At 71.8% G+C, this 22,328-nt stretch carries 17 protein-coding genes; 4 read left to right on the forward strand and 13 right to left on the reverse strand.

Features of this window, described 5'->3' with window-relative positions:
• Positions 1 to 119 precede the first annotated feature (119 nt).
• From ACZ49J_RS26870 to ACZ49J_RS26885, 4 genes are all read right to left on the reverse strand, one after another.
• Positions 120 to 2,114 (reverse strand): ATP-dependent DNA helicase, encoded by a 1,995-nt coding sequence (locus ACZ49J_RS26870; protein WP_467451966.1) that lies wholly within the window; start codon positions 2,112 to 2,114, stop codon positions 120 to 122.
• Positions 2,115 to 2,207: 93 nt separating this feature from the next.
• Positions 2,208 to 3,038: a GNAT family N-acetyltransferase gene (locus ACZ49J_RS26875; RefSeq protein WP_467451967.1), complete on the reverse strand. Its 831-nt coding sequence runs from the start codon at positions 3,036 to 3,038 to the stop codon at positions 2,208 to 2,210.
• Positions 3,039 to 3,076: 38 nt separating this feature from the next.
• The gene (locus tag ACZ49J_RS26880; protein ID WP_467451968.1) at positions 3,077 to 5,002 is read right to left on the reverse strand and encodes an IucA/IucC family protein; all 1,926 of its coding nucleotides are present in this window, start codon (positions 5,000 to 5,002) and stop codon (positions 3,077 to 3,079) included.
• 61 nt (positions 5,003 to 5,063) lie between these two features.
• Positions 5,064 to 6,434 carry a diaminobutyrate--2-oxoglutarate transaminase family protein gene (locus ACZ49J_RS26885; RefSeq protein ID WP_467451969.1) on the reverse strand — a complete coding sequence of 457 codons (1,371 nt, stop codon included), beginning with the start codon at positions 6,432 to 6,434 and terminating at the stop codon, positions 5,064 to 5,066.
• A gap of 359 nt (positions 6,435 to 6,793) precedes the next feature.
• Here ACZ49J_RS26885 and ACZ49J_RS26890 point away from each other — a divergent pair, with 359 nt between their 5' ends.
• Positions 6,794 to 8,020: a trypsin-like serine peptidase gene (locus ACZ49J_RS26890; RefSeq protein ID WP_467451970.1), complete on the forward strand. Its 1,227-nt coding sequence runs from the start codon at positions 6,794 to 6,796 to the stop codon at positions 8,018 to 8,020.
• A 369-nt stretch (positions 8,021 to 8,389) separates the two neighbouring features.
• On the opposite strand, the gene hflX is transcribed toward ACZ49J_RS26890, so the two are convergent.
• From hflX to miaA, 6 genes are all read right to left on the reverse strand, one after another.
• Complete coding sequence (gene hflX / locus ACZ49J_RS26895; RefSeq protein ID WP_467451971.1) at positions 8,390 to 9,886, reverse strand: GTPase HflX; 1,497 nt, start codon at positions 9,884 to 9,886, stop codon at positions 8,390 to 8,392.
• Between the two features lie 284 nt (positions 9,887 to 10,170).
• Positions 10,171 to 11,640, reverse strand: a complete 1,470-nt coding sequence (locus ACZ49J_RS26900) for a M1 family metallopeptidase (RefSeq protein WP_467451972.1) — start codon at positions 11,638 to 11,640, stop codon at positions 10,171 to 10,173.
• Positions 11,641 to 11,741: 101 nt separating this feature from the next.
• Positions 11,742 to 13,949, reverse strand: coding sequence for a RelA/SpoT family protein (locus ACZ49J_RS26905; RefSeq protein ID WP_467451973.1), 2,208 nt, complete (start codon positions 13,947 to 13,949; stop codon positions 11,742 to 11,744).
• A gap of 297 nt (positions 13,950 to 14,246) precedes the next feature.
• Positions 14,247 to 15,116, reverse strand: coding sequence for a diaminopimelate epimerase (dapF, locus tag ACZ49J_RS26910; RefSeq protein WP_467451974.1), 870 nt, complete (start codon positions 15,114 to 15,116; stop codon positions 14,247 to 14,249).
• 135 nt (positions 15,117 to 15,251) lie between these two features.
• The gene (locus ACZ49J_RS26915) at positions 15,252 to 15,779 is read right to left on the reverse strand and encodes a hypothetical protein (RefSeq protein WP_467452027.1); all 528 of its coding nucleotides are present in this window, start codon (positions 15,777 to 15,779) and stop codon (positions 15,252 to 15,254) included.
• A 108-nt stretch (positions 15,780 to 15,887) separates the two neighbouring features.
• Complete coding sequence (gene miaA, locus ACZ49J_RS26920) at positions 15,888 to 16,826, reverse strand: tRNA (adenosine(37)-N6)-dimethylallyltransferase MiaA (protein ID WP_467451975.1); 939 nt, start codon at positions 16,824 to 16,826, stop codon at positions 15,888 to 15,890.
• Between the two features lie 181 nt (positions 16,827 to 17,007).
• Here miaA and ACZ49J_RS26925 point away from each other — a divergent pair, with 181 nt between their 5' ends.
• Entirely contained in the window at positions 17,008 to 17,316 is a 309-nt protein-coding gene (locus ACZ49J_RS26925) for a hypothetical protein (protein WP_467451976.1), read from the forward strand.
• 24 nt (positions 17,317 to 17,340) lie between these two features.
• Positions 17,341 to 17,613 (forward strand): antitoxin, encoded by a 273-nt coding sequence (locus ACZ49J_RS26930; RefSeq protein WP_467451977.1) that lies wholly within the window; start codon positions 17,341 to 17,343, stop codon positions 17,611 to 17,613.
• A 59-nt stretch (positions 17,614 to 17,672) separates the two neighbouring features.
• Here ACZ49J_RS26930 and ACZ49J_RS26935 read toward each other — a convergent pair whose 3' ends face one another.
• From ACZ49J_RS26935 to ACZ49J_RS26945, 3 genes are all read right to left on the reverse strand, one after another.
• Positions 17,673 to 18,392 carry a class III extradiol dioxygenase subunit B-like domain-containing protein gene (locus tag ACZ49J_RS26935; protein ID WP_467451978.1) on the reverse strand — a complete coding sequence of 240 codons (720 nt, stop codon included), beginning with the start codon at positions 18,390 to 18,392 and terminating at the stop codon, positions 17,673 to 17,675.
• A 134-nt stretch (positions 18,393 to 18,526) separates the two neighbouring features.
• Positions 18,527 to 20,053, reverse strand: a complete 1,527-nt coding sequence (gene miaB, locus ACZ49J_RS26940; protein WP_467451979.1) for a tRNA (N6-isopentenyl adenosine(37)-C2)-methylthiotransferase MiaB — start codon at positions 20,051 to 20,053, stop codon at positions 18,527 to 18,529.
• Between the two features lie 251 nt (positions 20,054 to 20,304).
• A complete protein-coding gene (locus tag ACZ49J_RS26945) occupies positions 20,305 to 21,078 on the reverse strand; it encodes a sugar isomerase domain-containing protein (protein WP_467451980.1) in 774 nt (257 codons plus the stop codon).
• Positions 21,079 to 21,290: 212 nt separating this feature from the next.
• On the opposite strand from ACZ49J_RS26945, the gene ACZ49J_RS26950 reads away from it, so the two are divergent.
• A complete protein-coding gene (locus ACZ49J_RS26950; RefSeq protein WP_467452028.1) occupies positions 21,291 to 22,178 on the forward strand; it encodes a MurR/RpiR family transcriptional regulator in 888 nt (295 codons plus the stop codon).
• Positions 22,179 to 22,328 lie beyond the last annotated feature (150 nt).

Raw genomic sequence — 22,328 nt, forward strand, 5'->3', positions numbered from 1 at the left:
CCTTTCTTGTTTTGTGGGGTTTTTGTTTTGTTCTCCTCTTCTGTTTTTTTTTCCAAGGGCGGGGGGGTGGGTTGGTCCCCCAGTCTGGGCGTGGTGGGGCAACCCCCCCACCCCCATGCTCATGCCCCTTCCGTCTGCCGGGCCTCTTCCGTCTGCTGGGCCGCCTTGTCGATGGCCGCGAGCGACTTCCGCACCTGGTTACGATCCGTCGTGTACCAGAAGTCGGGCAGTGACGCCTTCAGGTAGCTGCCGTAGCGGGCGGTGGCCAGCCGCTGGTCCAGTACGGCCACCACACCGCGGTCCCCCGAGGCGCGTACGAGACGGCCGGCGCCCTGGGCCATGAGCAGGGCCGCGTGGGTGGCGGCGACGGCCATGAAGCCATTGCCTCCCGCGTCCTCCACGGCCTTCTGGCGGGCACTCATCAGGGGATCGTCCGGCCGTGGGAAGGGAATCTTGTCCATGACGACGAGCTGGCAGCTGGGGCCGGGTACATCGACGCCCTGCCAGAGGGACAGGGTGCCGAAGAGGCACGTCCTGGGGTCGGCCGCGAAGTTCTTGATCAGTTCGCCGAGCGTCTCCTCGCCCTGCAGCAGGATCGGGAACTCGGGGATACGGACGCGCAGTTCCTCCGCCGCCAGCTGGGCCGCCCGCATCGACGAGAACAGGCCCAGCGTCCGCCCGCCCGCGGCCTGGATCAGCTCGGTCAGCTCGTCCAGCATGTCGGCGCGGTCACCGTCGCGCGCCGGGCGTGCCAGGTGCTTGGCGACGTACAGGATGCCCTGCTTGGGGTAGTCGAACGGCGACCCGACGTCGACACCCTTCCACTGCGGCAGATCCTCGCCCTCCACGCCCTCGGGCCCCAGACCCAGCGAGGCCCCCACGCCGTTGAAGTCGCCGCCGAGCTTCAGGGTCGCCGAGGTGAGGACCACCGACCGGTCCGTGAAGAGCTTCTCCCTGAGCAGGCCCGAGACGGACATGGGGGCCACACGCAGGGAGGCTCCGAAGCGGTCGTGGCGCTCGTACCAGACGACATCCCACTCGGAGCCGTTGCTGATCCGCTCGGCCACGTCGTGCACGCTCTCCACGGAGGCGAGCGCCTGCTTGCGGACCGCGTCCTCGTCCTGCACGGACTTGTCGCGTGTGCTGCCGAGGGCCGAGATCACTGTACGGGCGGCGTCGCGCAGCGCCATCAAGACGTATCCGAGGTCCTCCGGGATCTCCTCCAGGCGGCCGGGCAGGGCCAGCTCCATCAGCCGTTCGAAGCCCTCGGCCGCGGTCTGGAGCTGGTCGGCGGCCTTTTCGTTGACGAGCTTCGCGGCGCGGCGCACGGCCCGGTTGACCTGCCCCGGAGTGAGCTCGCCGGTGGCCACACCCGTCACCCGGGAGACCAGCTCGTGCGCCTCGTCGACGATCAGCACCTCGTGCTGCGGCAGCACCGGCGCTCCCTCGATGGCGTCGATCGCGAGCAGCGCGTGGTTGGTGACGACGACTTCGGACAGCTTGGCCCGTTCGCGCGCCATCTCGGCGAAGCACTCGGCTCCGTACGCGCACTTGGACGCACCGAGACACTCACGGGAGGACACCGAGACCTGGGACCAGGCGCGGTCGGAGACGCCCGGAGTGAGGTCGTCGCGGTCGCCGGTCTCGGTCTCCTGCGACCAGTCCCGCAGCCGGAGCAGGTCCTGCCCCAGCTTGCTGGTGGGCGCGGCCGCCTCGAACTGGTCGAACAGGCCCTCCTCCTCGTCCTGGGGCGCACCCTCGTGCAGACGGTGCAGGCACAGGTAGTTCGACCGGCCCTTGAGCATCGCGAACTCGGGGCGGCGGCGCAGCAGGGGGTGCAGCGCCTCGACGGTGCGCGGCAGGTCCCGCTCGACGAGCTGGCGCTGCAGCGCCAGGGTGGCCGTCGCCACGACGACCCGGTCCCCGTGCGCGAGCGCGGGCACCAGATAGCCCAGCGACTTTCCGGTGCCGGTGCCGGCCTGCACCAGCAGGTGTGAGCCGTCGTCGATGGCCTCCTCGACGGCTTGGGCCATGGTCACCTGGCCGGGGCGCTCCGTACCGCCGACGGCGGTGACGGCAGCATGCAGGAGTTCGGGGAGTGAGGGCTTCGTCATAGCGCGACCACCCTACGGCCCCACACTGACACGTGGGCCGCCATGGCAGGGATGAGGGGTGTGATCAGGACGGTCTTCTGGTGCATGGGAGGCCTACAGAAGGTCGCGCAGGGAACGGTCACGGACCATGAGGGCGGCTCGTTTGTCGGGCAGGTCGACCTCGGCGGAGAACCGGAATCCGGCACTCAGGAACGCGGCGACGGAGGGGATGTTGCGGAGGTCGGGTTCCGCGATGACACGGGCGCAGGAGGGCCGCTTGTCCAGGACCAGGTCGGCCAGGGCTCGGAGCAGGGCGGTTCCCAGGCCGCGCCCACGGTCGGCGACCCCACCGATGACGAGATGGACACCCGTGTCGTGCGGGCGGGCGGGGTAGTGGCGGGCCAGGGGGTCGAGATCGGCGCGGTAGACCTCCCAGTAGCTCATCGGTGTGCCGTCCAGCAGACCGAGACACGGAACGCTGCGTCCGTCCCCGTCCAGCTGGCGGCGCAGATGCCGCTCTGTCACGGACGGTGGTCCGGCGAGTCGCCAGAAGGCGGCCACGGCGGGGTCGTTCATCCAGCGGCTGATCAGCGGGAGATCCCGCTCGACGCGAACGGGGACGAGGTGCAGGACGCCCACCGGGGTGGCGGTCGGCCCCCAGTCGGCGAGGCGGTCGAGCAGGTCGCGGGCCGTGGGGTCACCGGCCGTGGCGGCGTCGGCCGCGAACTCTCCGGCCGCGCGTGTCTCCGCGCGGCCCTCTCCCCCCTGCCCCCCGTCTTCGACCAGTCCCCCACCGTGCTTCCCGGCCTCCTCCGCCAGGAACGCGACGAACTCGTCGGGCAGGCGCAGGTCCAGAGTGTCCTCGGTGTCGTCTGGGGTCGCGGTTGCGGCGGTCTGAGACCGGTCTGCGGTGTCGGCGTCGGCGCTCGCGTCGGTGGGAGGCACGGCGACGCTCCTCTCAGGAGGGGGGTGGGTCATGGTCCTCAGGTGCGAAGGGGATTGGCGATGGTGACGTAGACGGACTGGGTGTCGACCGGGCCGACGAGTTCGTCGAGGCCGTGCAGCCGGGTCAGCAGGTTGGCCTTGCAGCGCAGGACCGGTGAGTCGAGGAGCAGGGCGGGCAGGGAGGTGCGCAGCCGGGCGGGCCCGGTGGCGGCACGGATCAGGAAGCGGCGGAAGGCGGCGAGCAGCAGCCGTTCGTCCGCGAGGCGCTGGGAGCCGAAGGCGCCGATGAGCCCGAACACGTTGTTGACGGCGAGGTAGTACGCGAAGCGTTCGTCGGTGACCTCGTCGGAGACGAACGTGTCGCTGAGCTCACCGATGCCGGGCAACCGGGCGTCGAGTTCGGCTCGGCGGGACGCGCGGAAGTAGTAGCCCTGGTTGTCGCGGTAGCGGCCGCCCCTGGGCCAGCCCTCGGCGTCCAGCAGGAGCAGGGTGTTCTGCTGGTGGGCCTCCAGGGCGATACCGGCCTCGCTGTCGAGCCACAGCACAGGGCGCACGACCTGTTCCAGGTAGCGCAGGAACCACTCGGCGGCGACGGCCTGGCGGGGGCGGCCGGTGCGGCCGGCGAGACGGATGATGACGTCGCCGAGCCTGGAGCACGGGCGTGGGCCGGCCGGAGACCGGCGACCGGGGGCCGGAGACGGACGGGGGCCGGCCGGGGACGGGCGTGGGGCGACGAGGCCGGCGACGCAGGACACGTCGTCCGCCGGGTCGAACGGGTTGTGCCGGATCACCACGTCCAGGCCGGGCACGGACCGGCCGTCCGGTCCGGTGACCGCGAGCCAGGCCGGGTCGCGGACGATGTCGAAGCCGGGGTGGGCCTGTCGCCACTGCCTGGCCAGGCCGGTGCGCAGGAGGCGGTGGACCTCGACTCCGCGGTGGAGTTCCTTGCGGAGGTTCTCACGACGGGAGTTGGTGATGCGCAGGCCCAGCGACAGCTTGAGCATCGCGGGGGCGCCGGAACGGTAGACGGTGCGCACGGAGGACGTGGGGTGCCAGGGAGGGCCGAGCGGGCCGAGGTGCTGGAGGAGCCCCGCGTCCAGCAGCGCCTCGGTGTCCGGGCGGTGCTGGATCTCGCGCAGCTGCCAGGGGTGCACCGGCAGGGCGGCGTGCCCCTCGGGCAGGGGCAGCCCGGGGCCGGCCAGCCGTGCGGTCAGCTGCTCGGCGGGAACGAGGCGGCCGCGCTCCGTCCATGCCGAGTCGGCCGCCAGGGCGGACGGGGCGACCGCGATCCAGTGCAGCGGGAAGGACCCACGCGACTCCGGCGAGTAGAGCCGCGCCTCCCCTTCGGAGAGCCCTTCACGGCTCTTGGGGGTGGGGTGCAGGGGGTGGCCGAGCACGAGTGCCTGTTCGGCGGTGAGGAAGAGGTCGCGTGTGCCGGTGGCAACGTCGGGGTTGTCGGGACCATCGGGATCGTCGCGCCGGTCGCTGATGAACACAGCGGTGCGCCGGAGCGAGTCGGTGACCCGGCCGACGAGGTCGGCCCCTTCCCGGTGGCCGGGAGCGGCCTCCCTGGCCAGCAGGGCTGCCAAAGTCGCCGCGTCGACCGGGGGCGCGGTGTCGGGGGCACCGGCCAGGCGGGGAGGACCGAAGCGGTGCCAGCCCGTGGGGGACCAGTAGGAGACGGGAGCGAGAAGGGCCGTGCCGGTGGCGGGAAAGGGGATGCGGAGGGTGGCGTCGTCGGGGGCCGGGGCATCGTGTTCCCGTGCCCAGCAGCGCAGCAGGTTCTCGACGGCGGCGGCCTGGGCCGCGGTGTGGGGGTCGGGGTGGTCGAGCGGATCGTCGGTGGCGGCGCGCGGCCGTTCGTCTTCCTGTCCGCCGCCCTTCTGCGGGGGGACCTGGGGGGCGGCTTCGGCGCCTCGCGCGTGGGGGCGGGTGCGGGCGTCGGGCAGGGGGTTCGCGTTCACGGGCTCCTCGTGAGGTTGTCGCGGATGGCTGCGCGAGGGGGTCATGCCGGTGCGTCGTGCGTCACCGTGCTCCGCCTCCATCCCGCTCGCCTTCTCCGCGGGCCACCGCCCGCACGGCGTCCGTGAGGCGGTCGAGTACGGCGTCGGCCTGTTCGTCCGTGAGGGTCAGCGGTGGGAGGAGGCGTACGACGCTGGCGTGCCGACCGCCCAGTTCCACGATCAGCCCTCGTCGCAGGCACTCCCGCTGGACCGCGGAGGCCAGTTCCGGTGCGGGTGTGCGGTCCGTCGTGCCCTCCGGGTCCACCAGTTCGACGCCGATCATCAGGCCCCGGCCGCGGACGTCTCCGACGCAAGCGAACTCGTCGGTCAGGGAGCCGAGTTGGGTGAGCATGCGGGTGCCCAGGGTCTCCGCGTGCTCGGCGAGGCGGTTCTCGCGGACGTGGGCGAGGGTGGCCGTGCCGGCGGCCATCGCGAGCTGGTTGCCGCGGAAGGTGCCCGCGTGGTCGCCGGGGCGCCAGACGTCGAGGTCGTCGCGGTAGACGACGACGGCCAGCGGGAGGCTGCCCCCGATGGCCTTGGACAGGACCATGACGTCCGGCACGACGCCGCTGTGCTCCACCGCCCAGAAGCGGCCGGTGCGGCCCACCCCCGTCTGGACCTCGTCCGCGATCAGCGGGATGGAGCGGGCGGCCGTGATCTCCCGCATGCGGCGCATCCAGCTGTCCGGTGCGGGGATCACGCCGCCCTCGCCCTGGACCGGTTCGAGGATCATCCCGGCGGGCCGCGGCACGCCGGACCCGGTGTCGTCGAGGAGGGACTCGGTCCAGCGGGCCGCGAGTTCGGCGCCCCGCTCGCCGCCGACACCGAACGGGCAGCGGTAGTCCTGGGGGTAGGGCAGGCGCGCGACCCGTACGTCGGCGGCTCCCCCGGATGCTTCGAGCGCGCCCTTGGTCATTCCGTGGTAGGCGCCGGTGAAGGCCAGCATTCCGGTACGGCCGGTCGCGGTGTGCACCAGTTTGAAGGCCGCCTCGACCGCGTCCGTGCCGGCCGGACCGCAGAACTGCACCCGCGCGCGGTCGGCGAGCCCGGACGGCAGGGTGCGGAACAGCTCGGTGGTGAAGGCGTCCTTGACGGGGGTGGCCAGATCGAGGACGTGCAGCGGGGCGCCCGAGTCGAGCACCCTGCGGATCGCCTCCAGCACGACCGGGTGGTTGTGGCCGAGGGCGAGGGCGCCCGCGCCGGAGAGGCAGTCGAGGTAGCGGCGCCCGTCGGCACCCTCGATCGTCAGTCCGCGGGCCCGTACGGGAACGATCGGCAGGGCGCGCGCATAGGTGCGCGCCGCGGACTCACGCGCCGACTGCCGCCGCAGGATCCCCTCGTGCGTCGCGCGCGCCCCCTCGGCAGCACACCCCACGGACTCGGTCACAGCCACGACGGTTCCTCCGCTCCCCAGAGGCGAGTTGGCGAGGGCCGGCGACACCGGCAGGCCCCCTCACGTACCAACGACGCGGGCCGCGAGGGGAAGCGGGTAAGCCGAAGATCCACTCCGTGATGGAACCGTTGCCGTTCCCCCGGATGTCCCCCACAGCGACCGCATAGTGTGTGGTGCCGTTCAGCGGCGCCGCGCCGATCGCGGCCGGCCGGCGCCGGCGGGTCCGTGCCGGGAGAGAGCACATCGGCGGATCCGCACCAAGCCGGCGGGCGGTGGCGTACGAAGACAAGGACGTACGCGACCGTACGCGGCCGCTCCGGCGGCACAGAGTTGTCACACGCCCAGGGGGAGTTCAGACCATGCGACCCATACGCCCGTTCCTCGCCGCTCGTCGAGTCAGGGACGGGCGCCGCAGAGGCTTCCCCGCGCTCGCCGCCGCCGGTCTCGCCACGGCTCTCGCGCTGACCGCCACCGCCTGCGGCCCGGAGGACGACGGGGCGAACGCGCAGGCGTCCGCGTCCCAGGGCTCCTCCGACGGCGACGGCAGGATCCGGATCCCGGACGACATCAGGGACAAGCTCAAAGAGCACGGGATCGACATCGACAAGTGGAAGAACGGCGCCTGGAAGAACTGGGACAAGGACGACTGGCTGCGCGAGGCCGAGGACTTCGTCAACCCGATCATCAAGGACCTGTGGGACCCGGACCGGATGCGGGAGGCCCGGGAGCCGGAGAAGGAGGTCGACGAGAACGACCTCTCCGGTGACCAGGGCGTCACCGACCCGACGCCGGAGGCCGTGAAGGCGCGGGCCGTGCCGGCCGGCTACCACGACAACGTGCCCGAGGCGGGCAAGGTGTTCTTCGACGGGCCCCAGGGCACGATGGTCTGCTCGGCGACGGTCGTCGAGGACCCGGCCAACCCCGGCAAGTCGAACCTCGTGTGGACCGCGGGCCACTGTGTGCACGCCGGCAAGTCGGGCGGCTGGTACCGCAACATCGCCTTCGTGCCGTCGTACAACGACAGCGCGAAGAAGGCGGCCGAGCTGGCGACCGCCACCAAGGAGGAGGTCGCTCCCTACGGCGTCTGGTGGGGCGACGGGGCGCGGACCTCGGACCAGTGGATCGCGCAGGGCGGGAAGACGGGCGGCGACGGCGCGCCGTACGACTTCGCGGTCATCCATGTGACGCCGGAGGACGGTGGCGACGGCAAGTCGCTGGAGGAGACGGTCGGTTCGGCACTTCCGGTGGACTTCGACGCGCCCGCGGTTCCGCAGGTGAGGAGCATCACGGCGACGGGGTACCCGGCGGCGGCGCCGTTCGACGGCGAGACGATGTACCAGTGCACGGACAAGCCGGGGCGGCTGTCGCTGCTGAAGTCCGACCCGACGATGTACCGCATCGGCTGCACCATGACCGGCGGGTCGTCGGGGGGCGGCTGGGTGGCGGCCGGCTCGGACGGCAGGCCCGCGCTCGTCTCCAACACCTCGATCGGTCCGGTGAGCGGCGGGTGGCTGGCGGGGCCGCGGTTGGGTGAGGAGGCCCAGAGCGTGTACGAGAGCGTGAGCCGGGAGTTCGCCGGGCAGTGACGGCTCGGTGAGCGGTGCCGTCGGCTGACGTGGCGTTGGTTTCGCCGCCCGCCGCCCCTGCCCGTCCCATCCTGTCCCTGGGGGCTGCGCCCCCAGACCCCGCTTATCGGCCTTCGGCCTCGTCCTCAAACGCCGGACGGACTGAAAGACCAAGCCCCGGCCGGGGGAAAATCAGCCCCTTGGGGGCACCTCATCCCAGCGGTAGCTGGGGGAGTTTGAGGAGCGGGGTCCGGGGCGGAACCCCGGGGATGGGACGGGTAGGGGCGGCGAGGGAGAGAAAAGCCAGGTGGGCGGCAGTCAGGCGGAGGGTGGGAAGAAGGCCCGCCCCTTACCCAGGGGCGGGCCTTCACCGTTGTGCGGTACCGCGCGTCAGGCCAGCGACGCCGGAGCGTACGGTGCCAGCTCCGCCGCCAGTTCCTCGTGGACCCGGGCCTTGAGCAGGGTGCCCTCCGGGGTGTGCTCCTCGGAGATCACCTCGCCCTCGGTGTGGGCGCGGGCGATCAGCTTGCCCAGCGTGTACGGCACGAGCGCCTCGATCTCGACCGAGGGACGGGGCAGCTCGTGGTCGATGAGCGCGAGCAGCTCGTCGATGCCCTTGCCCGTGCGGGCCGAGACAGCGATGGCCCGCTTCTCGATCCGCAGCAGCCGCTGGAGCGTCAGCGGGTCGGCCGCGTCCGCCTTGTTGATCACGACGATCTCCGGCACGTCGGTGGCTCCGACGTCCCTGATCACCTCGCGCACGGCGGCGAGCTGCTCCTCCGGCATCGGGTGCGATCCGTCGACCACGTGCAGGATCAGGTCGGAGTCGCCGACCTCCTCCATCGTGGAGCGGAACGCCTCGACCAGGTGGTGCGGCAGGTGGCGTACGAAGCCGACGGTGTCCGCCAGCGTGTAGTGCCGCCCGCCCGGGGTCTCGGCCCGGCGCACGGTCGGGTCGAGGGTCGCGAACAGCGCGTTCTCGACCAGGACGCCCGCGCCCGTGAGGCGGTTGAGCAGGGAGGACTTGCCCGCGTTGGTGTAGCCGGCGATGGCGACCGAGGGCATCTTGTGGCGCTTGCGCACCTGGCGCTGGATGTCGCGGCCGGTCTTCATCTCCGCGATCTCCCGGCGCATCTTCGCCATCTTCTCGCGGATGCGGCGCCGGTCCGTCTCGATCTTGGTCTCACCGGGACCACGGGTGGCGAGCCCGCCGCCCTTGCCGCCGCCCATCTGCCGGGACAGCGACTGACCCCAGCCTCGCAGCCTCGGCAGCATGTACTGCATCTGCGCGAGCGCGACCTGCGCCTTGCCCTCGCGGGACTTGGCGTGCTGGGCGAAGATGTCGAGGATCAGGGCCGTACGGTCGATGACCTTGACCTTGACGACGTCTTCGAGGTGGATGAGCTGGCCGGGGCTGAGCTCACCGTCGCAGATGACGGTGTCGGCGCCGGTCTCCAGGACGATGTCCCGCAGCTCCTCGGCCTTGCCGGAGCCGATGTACGTGGCCGCGTCCGGCTTGTCGCGGCGCTGGATCACGCCGTCGAGCACCAGGGCGCCCGCGGTCTCGGCCAGGGCGGCCAGCTCGGCCAGCGAGTTCTCCGCGTCCTGCACCGTTCCCGATGTCCAGACGCCGACGAGGACGACGCGCTCCAGGCGGAGCTGGCGGTACTCGACCTCGGTGACGTCCTCGAGCTCGGTGGAGAGGCCCACGACGCGGCGCAGGGCCGCGCGGTCGGAGCGGTCGAACTGGTCGCCGTCCCTTTCTCCGTCGATCTCGTGGCTCCAGGCGACGTCCTCTTCCATCAGGGCATCGGCCCGAAGACCTTCGGTGTAGTTCTGCGCGAGGGCGCGCTGCGCGGCCTGGGAAGGGGAAGAAGAGGAGGTCATTGGATCCTTACGTTGATGGGATGCGGATGCGGCGACGGGCTGTGCTTCCTCCGCCGCTTCCGACGGGCCTGTTCCGTCATGGGGAACAACGTCCGGGTACCCCCGGAGATTCCCGTGGACCGCCCCGAGGAGCCGGGCCGCGCCGCTGACGGAGAAGATGGTCGCACGACACGGCTCGTCTCGTCACTTGGGTTATTCCCGGCTCGTCGCCCCGGTTACTCCCGGCTCGTCACCCGGCTTGTTCCCAAGTTCGCCGCCCGGCACCATCCGGGCTCCTCACCTGGTCATTTGTCCGCGGGTTCCGGCTTCCAGCCCGGGTGGCCCGGCATCGGCGGGGTCTTCTTGCCGTAGAGCCAGGCGCGGAAGAACCCGCTCAGGTCGCGTCCGGCGGTGCGGGAGGCGAGTTCCTGGAAGTCGTCCGTGCCGGCGACCCCGTCGCGGTGGACGGTCACCCAGGTGCGCTCCAGGCGGTCGAAGGCCGGGCGGCCGATCTCCTGTCGCAGGGCGTAGAGGAAGAGTGCTGCTCCGTCGTAGACGACGGGGCGGAAGATGCCGGTCTTCTGGCCGGGACCGGGTGCCTTGGGTTCCGCCGGCGGGCCCCCGGCGGACCGCCAGCGGTCGGAGGCGCCGTAGGCGGCCTTCATACGGGTCTGCAGGGACCGGCCGGCCTTCTCCTCGGCGTACAGGGCCTCGTACCAGGTGGCGTGTCCTTCGTTGAGCCACAGGTCGGACCAGGTGCGCGGGCTGACGCTGTTGCCGAACCACTGGTGGGCCAGCTCGTGCACCATGATCGACTCGACGTACCACTTGGGGTACTCCGGACGGGTGAAAAGCTCTCTCTCGAACAGGGAGAGGGTCTGTGTCTCCAGCTCGAAGCCGGTCCGGGCGTCGGCGATCAGCATGCCGTACGTCTCGAAGGGGTACGCGCCGACCTTCCGTTCCATCCAGCGGATCTGGGCGGGGGTCTTCCTTAGCCAGGGGCCCAGCGTGCCCCGGTCCTTCGCGGGGACGACGTCGCGCAGGGGCAGGCCGTGCGGTCCGGTGCGGCGCAGGACGGTGGAGCGGCCGATGGACACCTGGGTGAGTTCGGTCGCCATGGGGTGCGCGGTGCGGTACGTCCAGGTGGTGGCCCCGGGGGCGCGGCGCACGCTCACCGGCAGGCCGTTGGCCACGGCCGTGTGGCCCCGGGGCGCGGTGACCCGGATGGTGAACAGGGCCTTGTCCGAGGGGTGGTCGTTGCAGGGGAACACCAGGTGGGCGGCGTCGGCCTGGTTGGCCATCGCGAGGCCGTCCGCTGTGCGCACCCAGCCGCCCTCCTTGCCCTCGGCGTACGTGGGGTCACTGGTGTGGCGCACGGTGATCCGCAGGGGGCGGTTCACGGGGAGCGGCGTCCTTGGGGTGAGGACGAGGTCCTCGCCGGCGCCGGTGAAGGCCGCGGGCGCGCCGTTGACCTCCACGGACCGGACCGTTCCGTGCGCGAAGTCGAGGTTGACGTGCTCCAGGGGCGCGGTCGTCCGGGCGTCGATGGTGGTGACGGCCGTGAGCGGTTGGCGGTTGGTTCCGGGGTAGGTGAAGGCGAGGTCGTACGACCGGACGTCGTACCCGGGGTTGCCGAGGTGGGGGAAGAGGCGGTCGCCCACGCCGAGGGGCACGGCCGGCGAGGGGACGCCCGCGGCGATCAGGCAGACGGAGACGGCGGGGGTGAGCAGCGCGGCCTTGGCACGACGGGCTCTGACACGGGCGGTGAGCGGCATGAACCACCGCTACCAGCGCTCCTGCCGCCCTACGGCGACGGCGCGCGGCGGGCCCACTCGAACGGCGGTCCGCTCGAACGGCGGGCCTCTCCCCGCCGCCGCTACTGCGTGGCCGAAGCCTGGTGCTGGGTGCGGCCCACGTCGTAGACGCCCGCCACGTTCCGCATCGCGCGCATCAGCGCGGGGAGGTGGGCGGCGTCCGGGAGCTGGAGGGTGTACGTGTGGCGGACGCGCTGCTGGGCCGGGGGTTCGACGGTGGCGGAGATGATCCCGACGCCCTCCAGGGCGATGGCCTCGGTGAGGTCGGCCAGGAGGTGGGGCCGCTGGAAGGATTCGGCGACCAGCGTGACCCGGCACTCGGTGGTGTCGCCCCAGCGCACACCGACCTCCGCGCGCCCCGCGCTCTTCATCCGCTCCACTCCGGCGCACTCCACGCGGTGGACGGTGACCACTCCCCCGCGTACGGCGAAGCCGGTGACCTCGTCGGGCGGTACGGGCGTACAGCAGCCGGCGAGCCGTACGCTCGCGCCGGGCTGGTCCACGGCGACGCTGGAGGAGGCCGAGCGGGCGGCGGGCGTGTCGGGGGCCGGCCGGGCGGAGGGGGCGTCACCGGCGGGACGGCCCTCGGCGGCGTTGCTCTCACCGCCCGCCTCGTCGGCGGACGACGGGTGGGTGGCGAGCCAGCGCTGGATGGCGATGCGCGCGGCGGGCGTGTGGGCGTGCTCCAGCCACTCCCGGGAGGGCTCGGAGGCCGGGTCCTGGCCCATGAGCAGCTGGACGGTGTCGCCGTCCTTCAGGACCGTACTCAGTGTCGCCAGGCGTCCGTTGACGCGGGCCCCGATGCAGGCGTGGGCGTCCTCGCCGTACTGGGCGTACGCGGCGTCCACGCAGCTCGCGCCCTCCGGGAGACCCAGCGTGCCCCCGTCGGGCCGGAAGACGGTGATCTCGCGGTCCTGGGCGAGGTCCTCGCGCAGCGTGGACCAGAAGATGTCGGTGTCCGGGGCGGCCTCCTGCCAGTCGAGGAGCCGGGACAGCCAGCCGGGTCGGGTCGGGTCGACGCGCTCGCCGTCGCTGTCGGACTGCTCCTCCGCGGGAGAGGCATAGGGATTGCCCAGCGCGATGACCCCGGCCTCGGCGACCTTGTGCATCTGGTGCGTGCGGATGAGGACTTCGGCGACCTCGCCGTCCGCGCGCGCGACCGCCGTGTGCAGCGACTGGTAGAGGTTGAACTTCGGTACGGCGATGAAGTCCTTGAACTCCGAGACGACCGGCGTGAGGCAGGTGTGCAGTTCGCCGAGGACCGCGTAGCAGTCGGCGTCCTCGTTGACGAGGACGAGGAGACGCCCGAAGTCGGCGCCGCGCAGGGGACCGCGCTTGCGCGAGACGCGGTGCACGGAGAGGAAGTGCCGTGGGCGGATGACGACTTCGGCCTGGATGCCGGCCTCGCGCAGCACTCCGCGCACCTCTTCGGCGATCTCGGCGAGCGGGTCGCCCCCGTGTGCCGCGTTGTCGGCGATCAGCTCGCGGGTGTGCTCGTACTCCTCGGGGTGGAGGATCGAGAAGACCAGGTCCTCGAGTTCGGTCTTGAGCGCCTGGACGCCGAGCCGTTCGGCGAGCGGGATCAGCACGTCCCTGGTCACCTTGGCGATGCGCTCCTGTTTCTCGGGGCGCATCACGCCCAGGGTGCGCATGTTGTGGAGCCGGTCGGCCAGTTTGATCGACATCACGCGGACGTCGTTGCCGGTGGCGACGAGCATCTTGCGGAAGGTCTCGGGTTCGGCGGCGGCCCCGTAGTCGACCTTCTCCAGCTTGGTGACGCCGTCGACGAGGTAGCGGACCTCCTCGCCGAACTCCGTGCCGACCTGATCAAGCGTCACATCGGTGTCCTCGACGGTGTCGTGGAGGAGGGAGGCCGTCAAGGTCGTGGTCTCCGCGCCGAGTTCGGCGAGGATCAGCGTCACGGCGAGCGGGTGCGTGATGTAGGGCTCACCGCTCTTGCGCATCTGGCCGCGGTGCGAGGACTCGGCCAACACGTAGGCACGGCGCAGGGGTTCGAGGTCGGCGTCCGGGTGATGGGCGCGGTGGGCCTCGACCACATGGCTGATGGCGTCGGGGAGCCGGTCCCGGGTCGCGGGGCCGAGCAGCGCGGCGCGGCCGAGTCGGCGCAGGTCGATGCGGGGGCGGCCCTTCCTGCGGTGGGCCGGTGGCCCCGCCTGCTCGTGCGTGCTCCCCCGCTCGCGCGCACCCGGGTGTGGGGAAGGGGGCGTCACAGGGGCGGGCGTGAGAGGGTTCGTGGCCTCCGCACTCATGGGCACCTCCGGCAGCGTCGACCGGCGGACGGACACCCCTTGGCGTACGGCGGCTCGGGGTGCGGCGTGGTTTCCCCGTCCGTGCCGGTGCTTGATGCTATCGAGCCCACCACGTGCGACTGACCGCCTCCCGCCGAGCGTGAAACGGATCACCCATTCGAGCGACGATTCGGAGGTTTACGATTTCGAGCCACAGGTAGGGCAGTTGCCGTGGAATCGAACCTGTGCGCACCGCCGAGGGTGCGGCATCGCAGCCCCAGAGGCACCCAGCACTGCGATCCCCAGCCTGACCGCACCTCAACTCGCGTCTGTTTCCAGCCAGTCGGCGTCGATCTCGCCTTCGGCGACGATCACCGCGGGGCCTGTCATCTCGATCTCGCCGTCGGGGCGCTCGGTGATGACGAGCGTTCCGCCGGGGACGTCGACGGTGTACGTGGCCGGGGTGCCCGTGACGGCCGGGTCGGCGCCGTCGCGGCGGGCGGCCGCCACGGCGACGGCGCACGCGCCCGTGCCGCACGAGCGGGTCTCGCCGGAGCCTCGTTCGTGGACGCGCATCGCGACGTGGGCCGGGCCGCGGTCGACCACGAACTCGACGTTGACCCCGTCGGGGTAGGCGGAGGCCGGGCGATACGGCGGCGCGCTGTACAGGTCGCCGGCGTCCGCGAGGTCGTCGACGAAGGCCACGGCGTGCGGGTTGCCCATGTTCACGTTGCGCGCGGGCCAGCTGCGCTCGCCGACGCTCACGGTGACGTCCCCTTCGGGGAGTCGCGCCCTGCCCATGCCGACGGTGACGTCACCGTCCTTGGCGATGTGCACGGTCTTCACGCCCGCGCGCGTGGCGATCGCGAGGTCTCCCTCGGTCACGTGTCCGGCGCGCTGGAGGTAGCGCGCGAAGACCCGTACCCCGTTGCCGCACATCTCCGCGACCGAGCCGTCGCCGTTGCGGTAGTCCATGAACCACTCCGCCTCGGCCGCCATCGCCTTCGCCTCGGGGTGGGCGGCGGACCGCACGACGTGCAGCAGGCCGTCCCCGCCCAGCCCCGCGCGCCGGTCGCACAGGGCGGCCACGGATGCCGGGGGCAGGTCGATGGCGTTGTCCGGGTCCGGGATGATCACGAAGTCGTTCTCGGTCCCGTGGCCCTTGAGGAAGGCGATCCGCGTGCTCATTCCTCGATCGTACGGGAGCGCTCCGCTGGGGAGGCCGATGGGAGAGTGCGGGGCCGTGGTTCTGCAGGGCCGTGGCTCAGTGCGGGGCCGTTGGTGCTGGTCGCGCGGTTCCCCGCGCCCCTTAACGGGGCGCGGTCAGCGGAGGCGGGCGACTCGCCAGACGGCCAGGGCCACCACCGCGAGCACGATCACCGCGTAGCCGAGGACCACCCGCCAGTCGGGGCGGCGTCCGGATCCGCGCTGCGGCAGTCCGGGAAAGGTGGAGCCGACGCGGCGGGCGGCCATCATGCCCCAGCCGGCGGCGCACGAGCAGATCAGCAGACCGAGCATGGCGACCACGGCGCCGCCGTCGCCGAACTCGAAGGCGAGCGGGAAGGCGAACATCAGCGAGCCCAGCGCGGCCAGGGCGACGATGGGGGCGAGCTGCCAGATCCGCAGCCGGCGCTGGGGCCGGAGCTCGACCTCGACCTCGGGGCCGGCGGACATCTCCTCCGGTTCCGGTCCGTCGTCGGTCACGCCGCCCGGAGCCTGCTCGTCCGGGCCGTCCGAGCTGAGGGAATCCCCGTCCGGGCTCAAGCGGTACGCCTCCAGGGCCTGCTGTTCCCCGTTCTCCGCGGTCTCGTACTCCGCGCCTTGCGCGGTGTTGCGAGGGCCGGCCTCCATCGCCACGCGCCCTCCCAACTAGGACTCCACTTGGTCGATCGAAGCTCGATGATGGCACGCTCCCGGAGGCCCGGATGGCGGCCGGTGCGTCCCGATGCCAGGACGTGATCAGGCTGTAACCGGTCGTTCGACGAACGAGAGGGCGAGCTCCGGAAGTTCCGCGCGATCGGCGACTCCTCCCTTGAGCCAATGCACCCTGGGGTCCCGCCTGAACCATGAATCCTGGCGGCGCGCGAAGCGTTTGGTGGCACGCACGGTCTCGGCGCGCGCTTCGTCCTCGGTGCACTCGCCGGACAGGGCGGCGAGTACCTGCTGGTAGCCGAGCGCGCGTGACGCCGTACGCCCCTCGCGCAACCCCTGCGCCTCCAGTGCACGCACCTCGTCGACGAGCCCGGCGTCCCACATGCGGTCGACCCGGCGTGCGATGCGCTCGTCGAGTTCGGGGCGGCAGACGTCGACACCGATCTGGATCGTGTCGTAGACCGAGTCGTGGCCCGGGAGGTTGGCGGTGAAGGGCTTGCCCGTGATCTCGATGACCTCCAGGGCCCGGACGATACGGCGGCCGTTGCTGGGCAGGATCGCGTGGGCCGCCTCGGGATCGGCGGCGGCCAGGCGGGCGTGCAGGGCGCCGGAGCCGCGCAGGGTGAGCTCCTCCTCCAGGCGGGCGCGGACCTCGGGGTCGGTGCCGGGGAACTCCAGGTTGTCGACGGCCCCGCGGACGTACAGCCCGGAGCCGCCCACCAGGATGGGCCAGCGGCCCTCGGCGAGCAGGGCGTCGATGCGCGCGCGGGCGAGCCGCTGGTACTCGGCGACGCTGGCCGTGACCGTCACGTCCCAGATGTCCAGGAGGTGATGGGGGATGCCGCCGCGCTCCTCGGGCGTCAGCTTGGCGGTGCCGATGTCCATCCCCCGGTACAGCTGCATCGAGTCGGCGTTGACGATCTCTCCGCCCAGGCGCTGGGCGAGGAAGACGCCGAGATCGGACTTTCCCGCGGCGGTGGGTCCGACGACGGCGATGACACGGGGGACGGGGGATGCGCTACTCACCGCCCCAGTCTCGCAAACGTCGGGGCCCGCCCTCGAACGAGTTACGTGACGCCACGAGGAGGGGGTCGTTGCCTGTTGCGAGGTTCGGACCGCCGGTCGCGAGTACCGGTGACCCGGGCGACGCAATCGGACGCACCGGGCGACGCGGGATTTCGCCCGCACGAGTAACGTTGGAGTGGATATGGGCGTTTTTGCACGATTTTTGCGGAGGTCGAAGGCTGCGGAGGAGGCGTCAACCGCCGACACACGGGTCGACACGACGGCGGGGACCCAGGCCGCTGGCGCGGAGGGGGCCGACGAGGCGAAGGGGTCGAACGAGACCACGGCGCCCGAGGCCAAGACCGAGGCGGGCGCGGCCAAGGCGGGCGAGGCCGAGGCGGAGGTGTCCGCGTCGGAGGAGTCCGGCGCGGGTGACGACGTGGAGATCCCGCAGCAGCAGACCGTCGAGAAGGCCGCGGACAACGAGGCCGGCGAGGGCGCCCGCACGTAACGGCCCACTGCGGGAAGGCGAACCATGGGTCTCCTGGATAACGTGAAGTCCAGACTCGCCCCGGCCAAGGACAAGGTCTCGAACTTCGCGCACAAGCACGAGGGAAGGATCGACCAGTTCGAACGCGGCCTCGACAAGGCCGCGAACGCGGTCGACAAGAGGACCAAGGGCAAGTACAGCGACCGGATCCACTCGGGCACGGACAGGGCGAAGGGCGCCATGGACCGACTCGCGCAGAAGGGAAGCGGCGACGCCACACCCAAGCCGGACATGCCACCACCGCCTCCGGCCTCCTGAGCGACACGACACGGTGGACGGCCGCGGAACCCTGTGGTTCCCGGCCGTCCACCGTGTCGCTACGACCAGGTCGCCACGAGATATCCCACCCCGTACGGTGCCGCGTCGTAGAGGAGTGAGCCTTCCAGGTCCGTGTGCTCGGCCGCGCCGGCGAGGATCTGCCAGGGGGCGCGGCCGGAGGCCTTGAGTTCGCGGGCCAGGGTGGTGTCCAGGGCCTTGAGGGCCGGCACGTCAGCCGAGCCGAGCGCGCGGGCGACCTCGGCGTCGAACCCGGCGGCCCGCTCGTCGAGGTAGCCGGGGGCCTTGAGGGTGCGGCACGCGCTGGCGTCGCCCATGACCAGCAGGGCGATCCGCTGGTCCGGCGCCGCGATCTCCCGTCCCACCTGGACGCACCGCTCGGGCTCCAGTGGTTCGCCCACGCCGAGGCCCTCGACGGGTACGTCCGCCCAGTCGGCGCGCGCCAGCAGCCAGGCGCCCACGGCCAGGGAGGGCGGCAGCTCACGTTCCGGGACCGGTGGGTGCCGCTCGCTGCGGCCCAGCCGCACGTCGACCTCCACACCGAAGCCGCGGAACGAGCCCGGTGTCCCCTGAGGGTGCGGTCCTCGTCCCGTCCCGCCGGCCGGGCCGACCACCACCAGCCGGTCGGGGCGTGCCGCGGCGAGCACCGCGAGCGCGTCGGCGCACGCGGCCCGCGCGGCGTCCATCTCGGGCGCGGCCCCCGCGGCGACCTCGGGCACGAGCAGCGGCGGACAGGGGCAGACGGCGGCGGCGACAAGCATGATCGGCAGGGTAACGCCGCCGACGGACCGGACGTCACTCCTGTCACCGCCGACGGACCGGACGTCACTCCTGTCACCGCCGACAGACCGGACGTCACCCTGTCACCGCCGACGGGACGCGGTGGGGCGGGACCTCAGTCGCAGCCGCAGCCGCCCGTCGCCACAGGCAGCGGCTCGGGCGCACCGATCTTCGGCAGGCCGAGCATCACGCCCGCCGGCTTGGCGGTCTCGGCCGTGTTGCGCTTCTCCCAGGCGTCGCCCGCACGGGTGCGGCGTACGCCGAGAACGGCGCCCTCGGCGAGGAGGTGGTGCGGGGCCGCGTACGTGACCCGGACCGTGACCACGTCGCCGGGGCGGACCTCCTGGTCGGGCTTGGTGAAGTGGACCAGCCGGTTGTCGGGGGCGCGGCCGGAGAGGCGGTGGGTGGTGCCGTCCTTGCGGCCCTCGCCCTCGGCGACCATCAGCTCCAGGGTGCGGCCGACCTGCTTCTTGTTCTCCTCCCAGGAGATCTCCTCCTGGAGGGCGACGAGGCGCTCGTAGCGGGCCTGGACGACCTCCTTGGGGATCTGGTTCTCCATGGTGGCGGCGGGGGTGCCGGGCCGCTTGGAGTACTGGAAGGTGAACGCCTGGGCGAACCGCGCCTCGCGCACCACGTGCAGCGTCTGCTCGAAGTCCTCCTCGGTCTCGCCGGGGAAGCCCACGATGATGTCGGTCGTGATCGCGGCGTGCGGGATGGCGGCGCGGACCTTCTCGATGATCCCCAGGTAGCGCTCCTGGCGGTAGGAGCGGCGCATCGCCTTGAGGACGGGGTCCGAGCCGGACTGGAGCGGCATGTGCAGCTGCGGCATCACGTTCGGCGTCTCGGCCATGGCGGCGATCACGTCGTCGGTGAAGTCGCGGGGGTGCGGTGAGGTGAAGCGGACTCGCTCCAGGCCCTCGATCCGGCCGCAGGCCCGCAGCAGCTTGCTGAAGGCCTCGCGATCGCCGATGTCGGAGCCGTACGCGTTGACGTTCTGCCCGAGGAGCGTGATCTCGGAGACGCCCTCGCCGACCAGGGCCTCGATCTCGGCGAGGATGTCGCCGGTCCGGCGGTCCTTCTCCTTGCCGCGCAGGGCCGGCACGATGCAGAAGGTGCAGGTGTTGTTGCAGCCGACGGAGATGGAGACCCAGGCCGCGTAGGCGCTCTCACGGCGGGTCGGCAGCGTCGAGGGGAAGGCCTCCAGCGACTCGGCGATCTCGACCTGCGCCTCCTCCTGGACGCGGGCGCGCTCCAGCAGGACGGGCAGCTTGCCGATGTTGTGCGTGCCGAAGACGACGTCCACCCAGGGCGCCCTCTTCACGATGGTGTCGCGGTCCTTCTGCGCCAGGCAGCCGCCGACCGCGATCTGCATGCCGGGCCGCCTGGCCTTCTTCGGGGCGAGGTGGCCGAGGTTGCCGTACAGCTTGTTGTCGGCGTTCTCGCGGACGGCGCAGGTGTTGAAGACGACGACGTCCGCGTCACCGTCCGATCCCTCGGGTGCGCGCACGTAGCCGGCGTCCTCCAGGAGGCCGGACAAACGCTCGGAGTCGTGGACGTTCATCTGACACCCGTAGGTGCGTACTTCATACGTCTTGGATGATCGAACGTCCACTGCCGGGCTCCGGTCGCTGCTGCTGGTCATGGGTCAAGGGTAGGCGGTCCGAACAGGGGCCTGTCCCCGCCCGAAAGCCCGGTCGCGGGCGCGGGCGCCGGTCCACGGCGCGGCGAGCGACCATCCAACCGCGCCGGCCAGGCGCACCTCCTGGCACTACACCAGGCAGCCCACCAGGCAACCCCCGAGTCCGCCGCCCCCGCGCATCGCCGCCGAGGCATACCGAACCTGCATAGACATGACAGGACCGGACGGGGACCGAGACCCCGTCAAGAACGCCCTCAGCTGGCCACGCGCCGGATGCGCCCGCTGTACCGCTTCTCCAGCTCCAGGTTGCCCTCGAAGCCGCCGGGCACGTTGGCCGAGACGTACACCGGCGGGCGTTCACCGGTGGCGAGCAGCTGTGCGGCGGCCTCGGCGACGGCCATCTGGACCAGCATCACGCCGGTCAGGGTGGACAGCGCGCAGACGGCGCCGCCGCCGGGGAGTTCGAGGAGCGCGTCGCCGCGCGGGGCGGCGTTGTCCAGGACCACGTCGGCGATGTCGGCGAGCTTGCGGCCGCTGGGGTGGGAGGCCGGGACGGCGCGCGTGTGGGTCAGCGAGGTGACGGCCAGGACGCGGTGCCCCTGGTCCTTGGCGTGCAGGGCCATCTCGACGATCACGTTGTTGACGCCGGAGTTGGACACGATGACGAACAGGTCCTCGGCGTGGGGCGCGGCGAGGTCGTAGAGCCGGGTGGCCACTCCGGACCTGCGCTCCAGCAGGGGGTCGTCCAGAGCGCTCGGGTCGTCCCCGCCGTAGAGGACGAGGTCGGCCATGGACAGCCGGTTGGTCGGCACGAGGCCGCCGGCGCGGCCCGCGACCTCCAGCACGATGGCCTGGGAGTGGCCCGTGCCGAAGGCCTGGACGACCCCACCCGAGCGCACGCAGCCGGCGATCAGCTCCGCGGCCCGGCGCACCTCGTCGCGGGCGGACTCGGTGATGCGGTCGAGAACGGCCAGACTCGCGCGCGCGAAGCCCTCGGCGCTGACGGAGTCCACAGAGTCCACGGTCACGCGACACTCCCCACCGGTGGATTGAACCACCTCAACTACAACTCTCGGTGAATCAATAAATCACACGCGTCACGCCGAGAGCAACGGAGCGAAGCCTCCGGCCGTTCTCCGGTACTGAATTTCAATCTGCCGCCTTGATGGTGGCTGGTACATTCTTGACTGTCAGCACCGTGCACGACGCACCACTCAGCGCCAAGGAGACCGGGTACCGCATGCCCCCGACGGACGTCACCACCCTGATCCGTACCGAGCTGCCCCGCCTGGCCGGTTCCCTGCGGAAGGTGGGCGAACTGATCCTGGAGGATCCGGCCGCCGTCACCCATGTCTCGGCCGCCGAACTGGGCCGCCGCACCGGCACCTCGCAGGCCACGGTCACCCGGTTCTGCCGCGCCATAGGGCTCGACTCCTACCAGCATCTGCTGATCGAGCTGGCCCAGGAGCGCGGCCGCGGCGAGGTCTCCGAGTGGGGCACCGCCGAGATCGGCCCCGACATCCACCCCGACGACGATCTCGAACGGGTCGTCCAGGTCGTCGGCAGCGCGGACCTGCGCGCGGTGCAGCAGACGATCGACCGGATCGACCTCGACGCCCTGGAGCGCGCGGCACAGGCCATGGCCCGCGCCCGCCGCATCGACGTGTACGGCGTGGGGGGCAGTGGCGCGGTGGCGCAGGAGACCGAGACGCGGCTCTTCCGCATCGGCTGCGCGGTGCGCGGCTGGACCGAGGTGCACGCCGCGGCCACCTCCGCCGCGCTGCTCACCCCGGCCGACGTCGCCATCGGCATCTCGCAGTCGGGCGCCACGCGGGAGACGATCGAGCCGTTCGAGCTGGCCAAGGAGCGGGGCGCGACGACCGTCGCCCTCACGGCCGACTCCCGCTCGCCGCTCGCCCGGGTCGCCGACATCCGCCTCATCTCGTCCTCGTCCCAGACCAGCTTCCCCGCGAGCATCGTCGGCGCCCGGCACTCGGTGCTGGTGCTCATCGACTGCCTGTACGTACGGGTCGCACAGCTGTCGTACCAGCGCGCGAGCGCCTCGCTGGCCCTGACCGACCACATCGCCGGACAGCACGCGGTGAAGTCCCGCCGCAGCCGCCCCTGACGAGTGCTCCGCCGCAGCCGCCCCGCCCGCGCGGGGCGGCTTTTCCCTGCCCGGAACTGCATGGATGAACCACCAATTTGGCGAGCGGATGGTTGTTTGAACCACCTTTCGGTGCCAGGATGAGGCTCCGCCGAGCCTTCGTAGGAGACC

The organism is Streptomyces sp. NPDC030840 (assembly GCF_055572015.1).

Excerpts from the sequence above, each read along its gene's own strand:
- miaB (WP_467451979.1), bottom strand. The coding sequence starts at position 20,053 with ATGACCAGCAGCAGCGACCGGAGCCCGGCAGTGGACGTTCGATCATCC.
- hflX (WP_467451971.1), bottom strand. The coding sequence starts at position 9,886 with ATGACCTCCTCTTCTTCCCCTTCCCAGGCCGCGCAGCGCGCCCTCGCG.
- ACZ49J_RS26935 (WP_467451978.1), bottom strand. The coding sequence starts at position 18,392 with ATGCTTGTCGCCGCCGCCGTCTGCCCCTGTCCGCCGCTGCTCGTGCCC.
- dapF (WP_467451974.1), bottom strand. The coding sequence starts at position 15,116 with ATGAGCACGCGGATCGCCTTCCTCAAGGGCCACGGGACCGAGAACGAC.
- ACZ49J_RS26930 (WP_467451977.1), top strand. The coding sequence starts at position 17,341 with ATGGGTCTCCTGGATAACGTGAAGTCCAGACTCGCCCCGGCCAAGGAC.
- ACZ49J_RS26950 (WP_467452028.1), top strand. The coding sequence starts at position 21,291 with ATGCCCCCGACGGACGTCACCACCCTGATCCGTACCGAGCTGCCCCGC.
- ACZ49J_RS26905 (WP_467451973.1), bottom strand. The coding sequence starts at position 13,949 with ATGAGTGCGGAGGCCACGAACCCTCTCACGCCCGCCCCTGTGACGCCC.
- ACZ49J_RS26870 (WP_467451966.1), bottom strand. The coding sequence starts at position 2,114 with ATGACGAAGCCCTCACTCCCCGAACTCCTGCATGCTGCCGTCACCGCC.
- ACZ49J_RS26890 (WP_467451970.1), top strand. The coding sequence starts at position 6,794 with ATGCGACCCATACGCCCGTTCCTCGCCGCTCGTCGAGTCAGGGACGGG.
- ACZ49J_RS26900 (WP_467451972.1), bottom strand. The coding sequence starts at position 11,640 with ATGCCGCTCACCGCCCGTGTCAGAGCCCGTCGTGCCAAGGCCGCGCTG.
- ACZ49J_RS26925 (WP_467451976.1), top strand. The coding sequence starts at position 17,008 with ATGGGCGTTTTTGCACGATTTTTGCGGAGGTCGAAGGCTGCGGAGGAG.
- ACZ49J_RS26915 (WP_467452027.1), bottom strand. The coding sequence starts at position 15,779 with ATGGAGGCCGGCCCTCGCAACACCGCGCAAGGCGCGGAGTACGAGACC.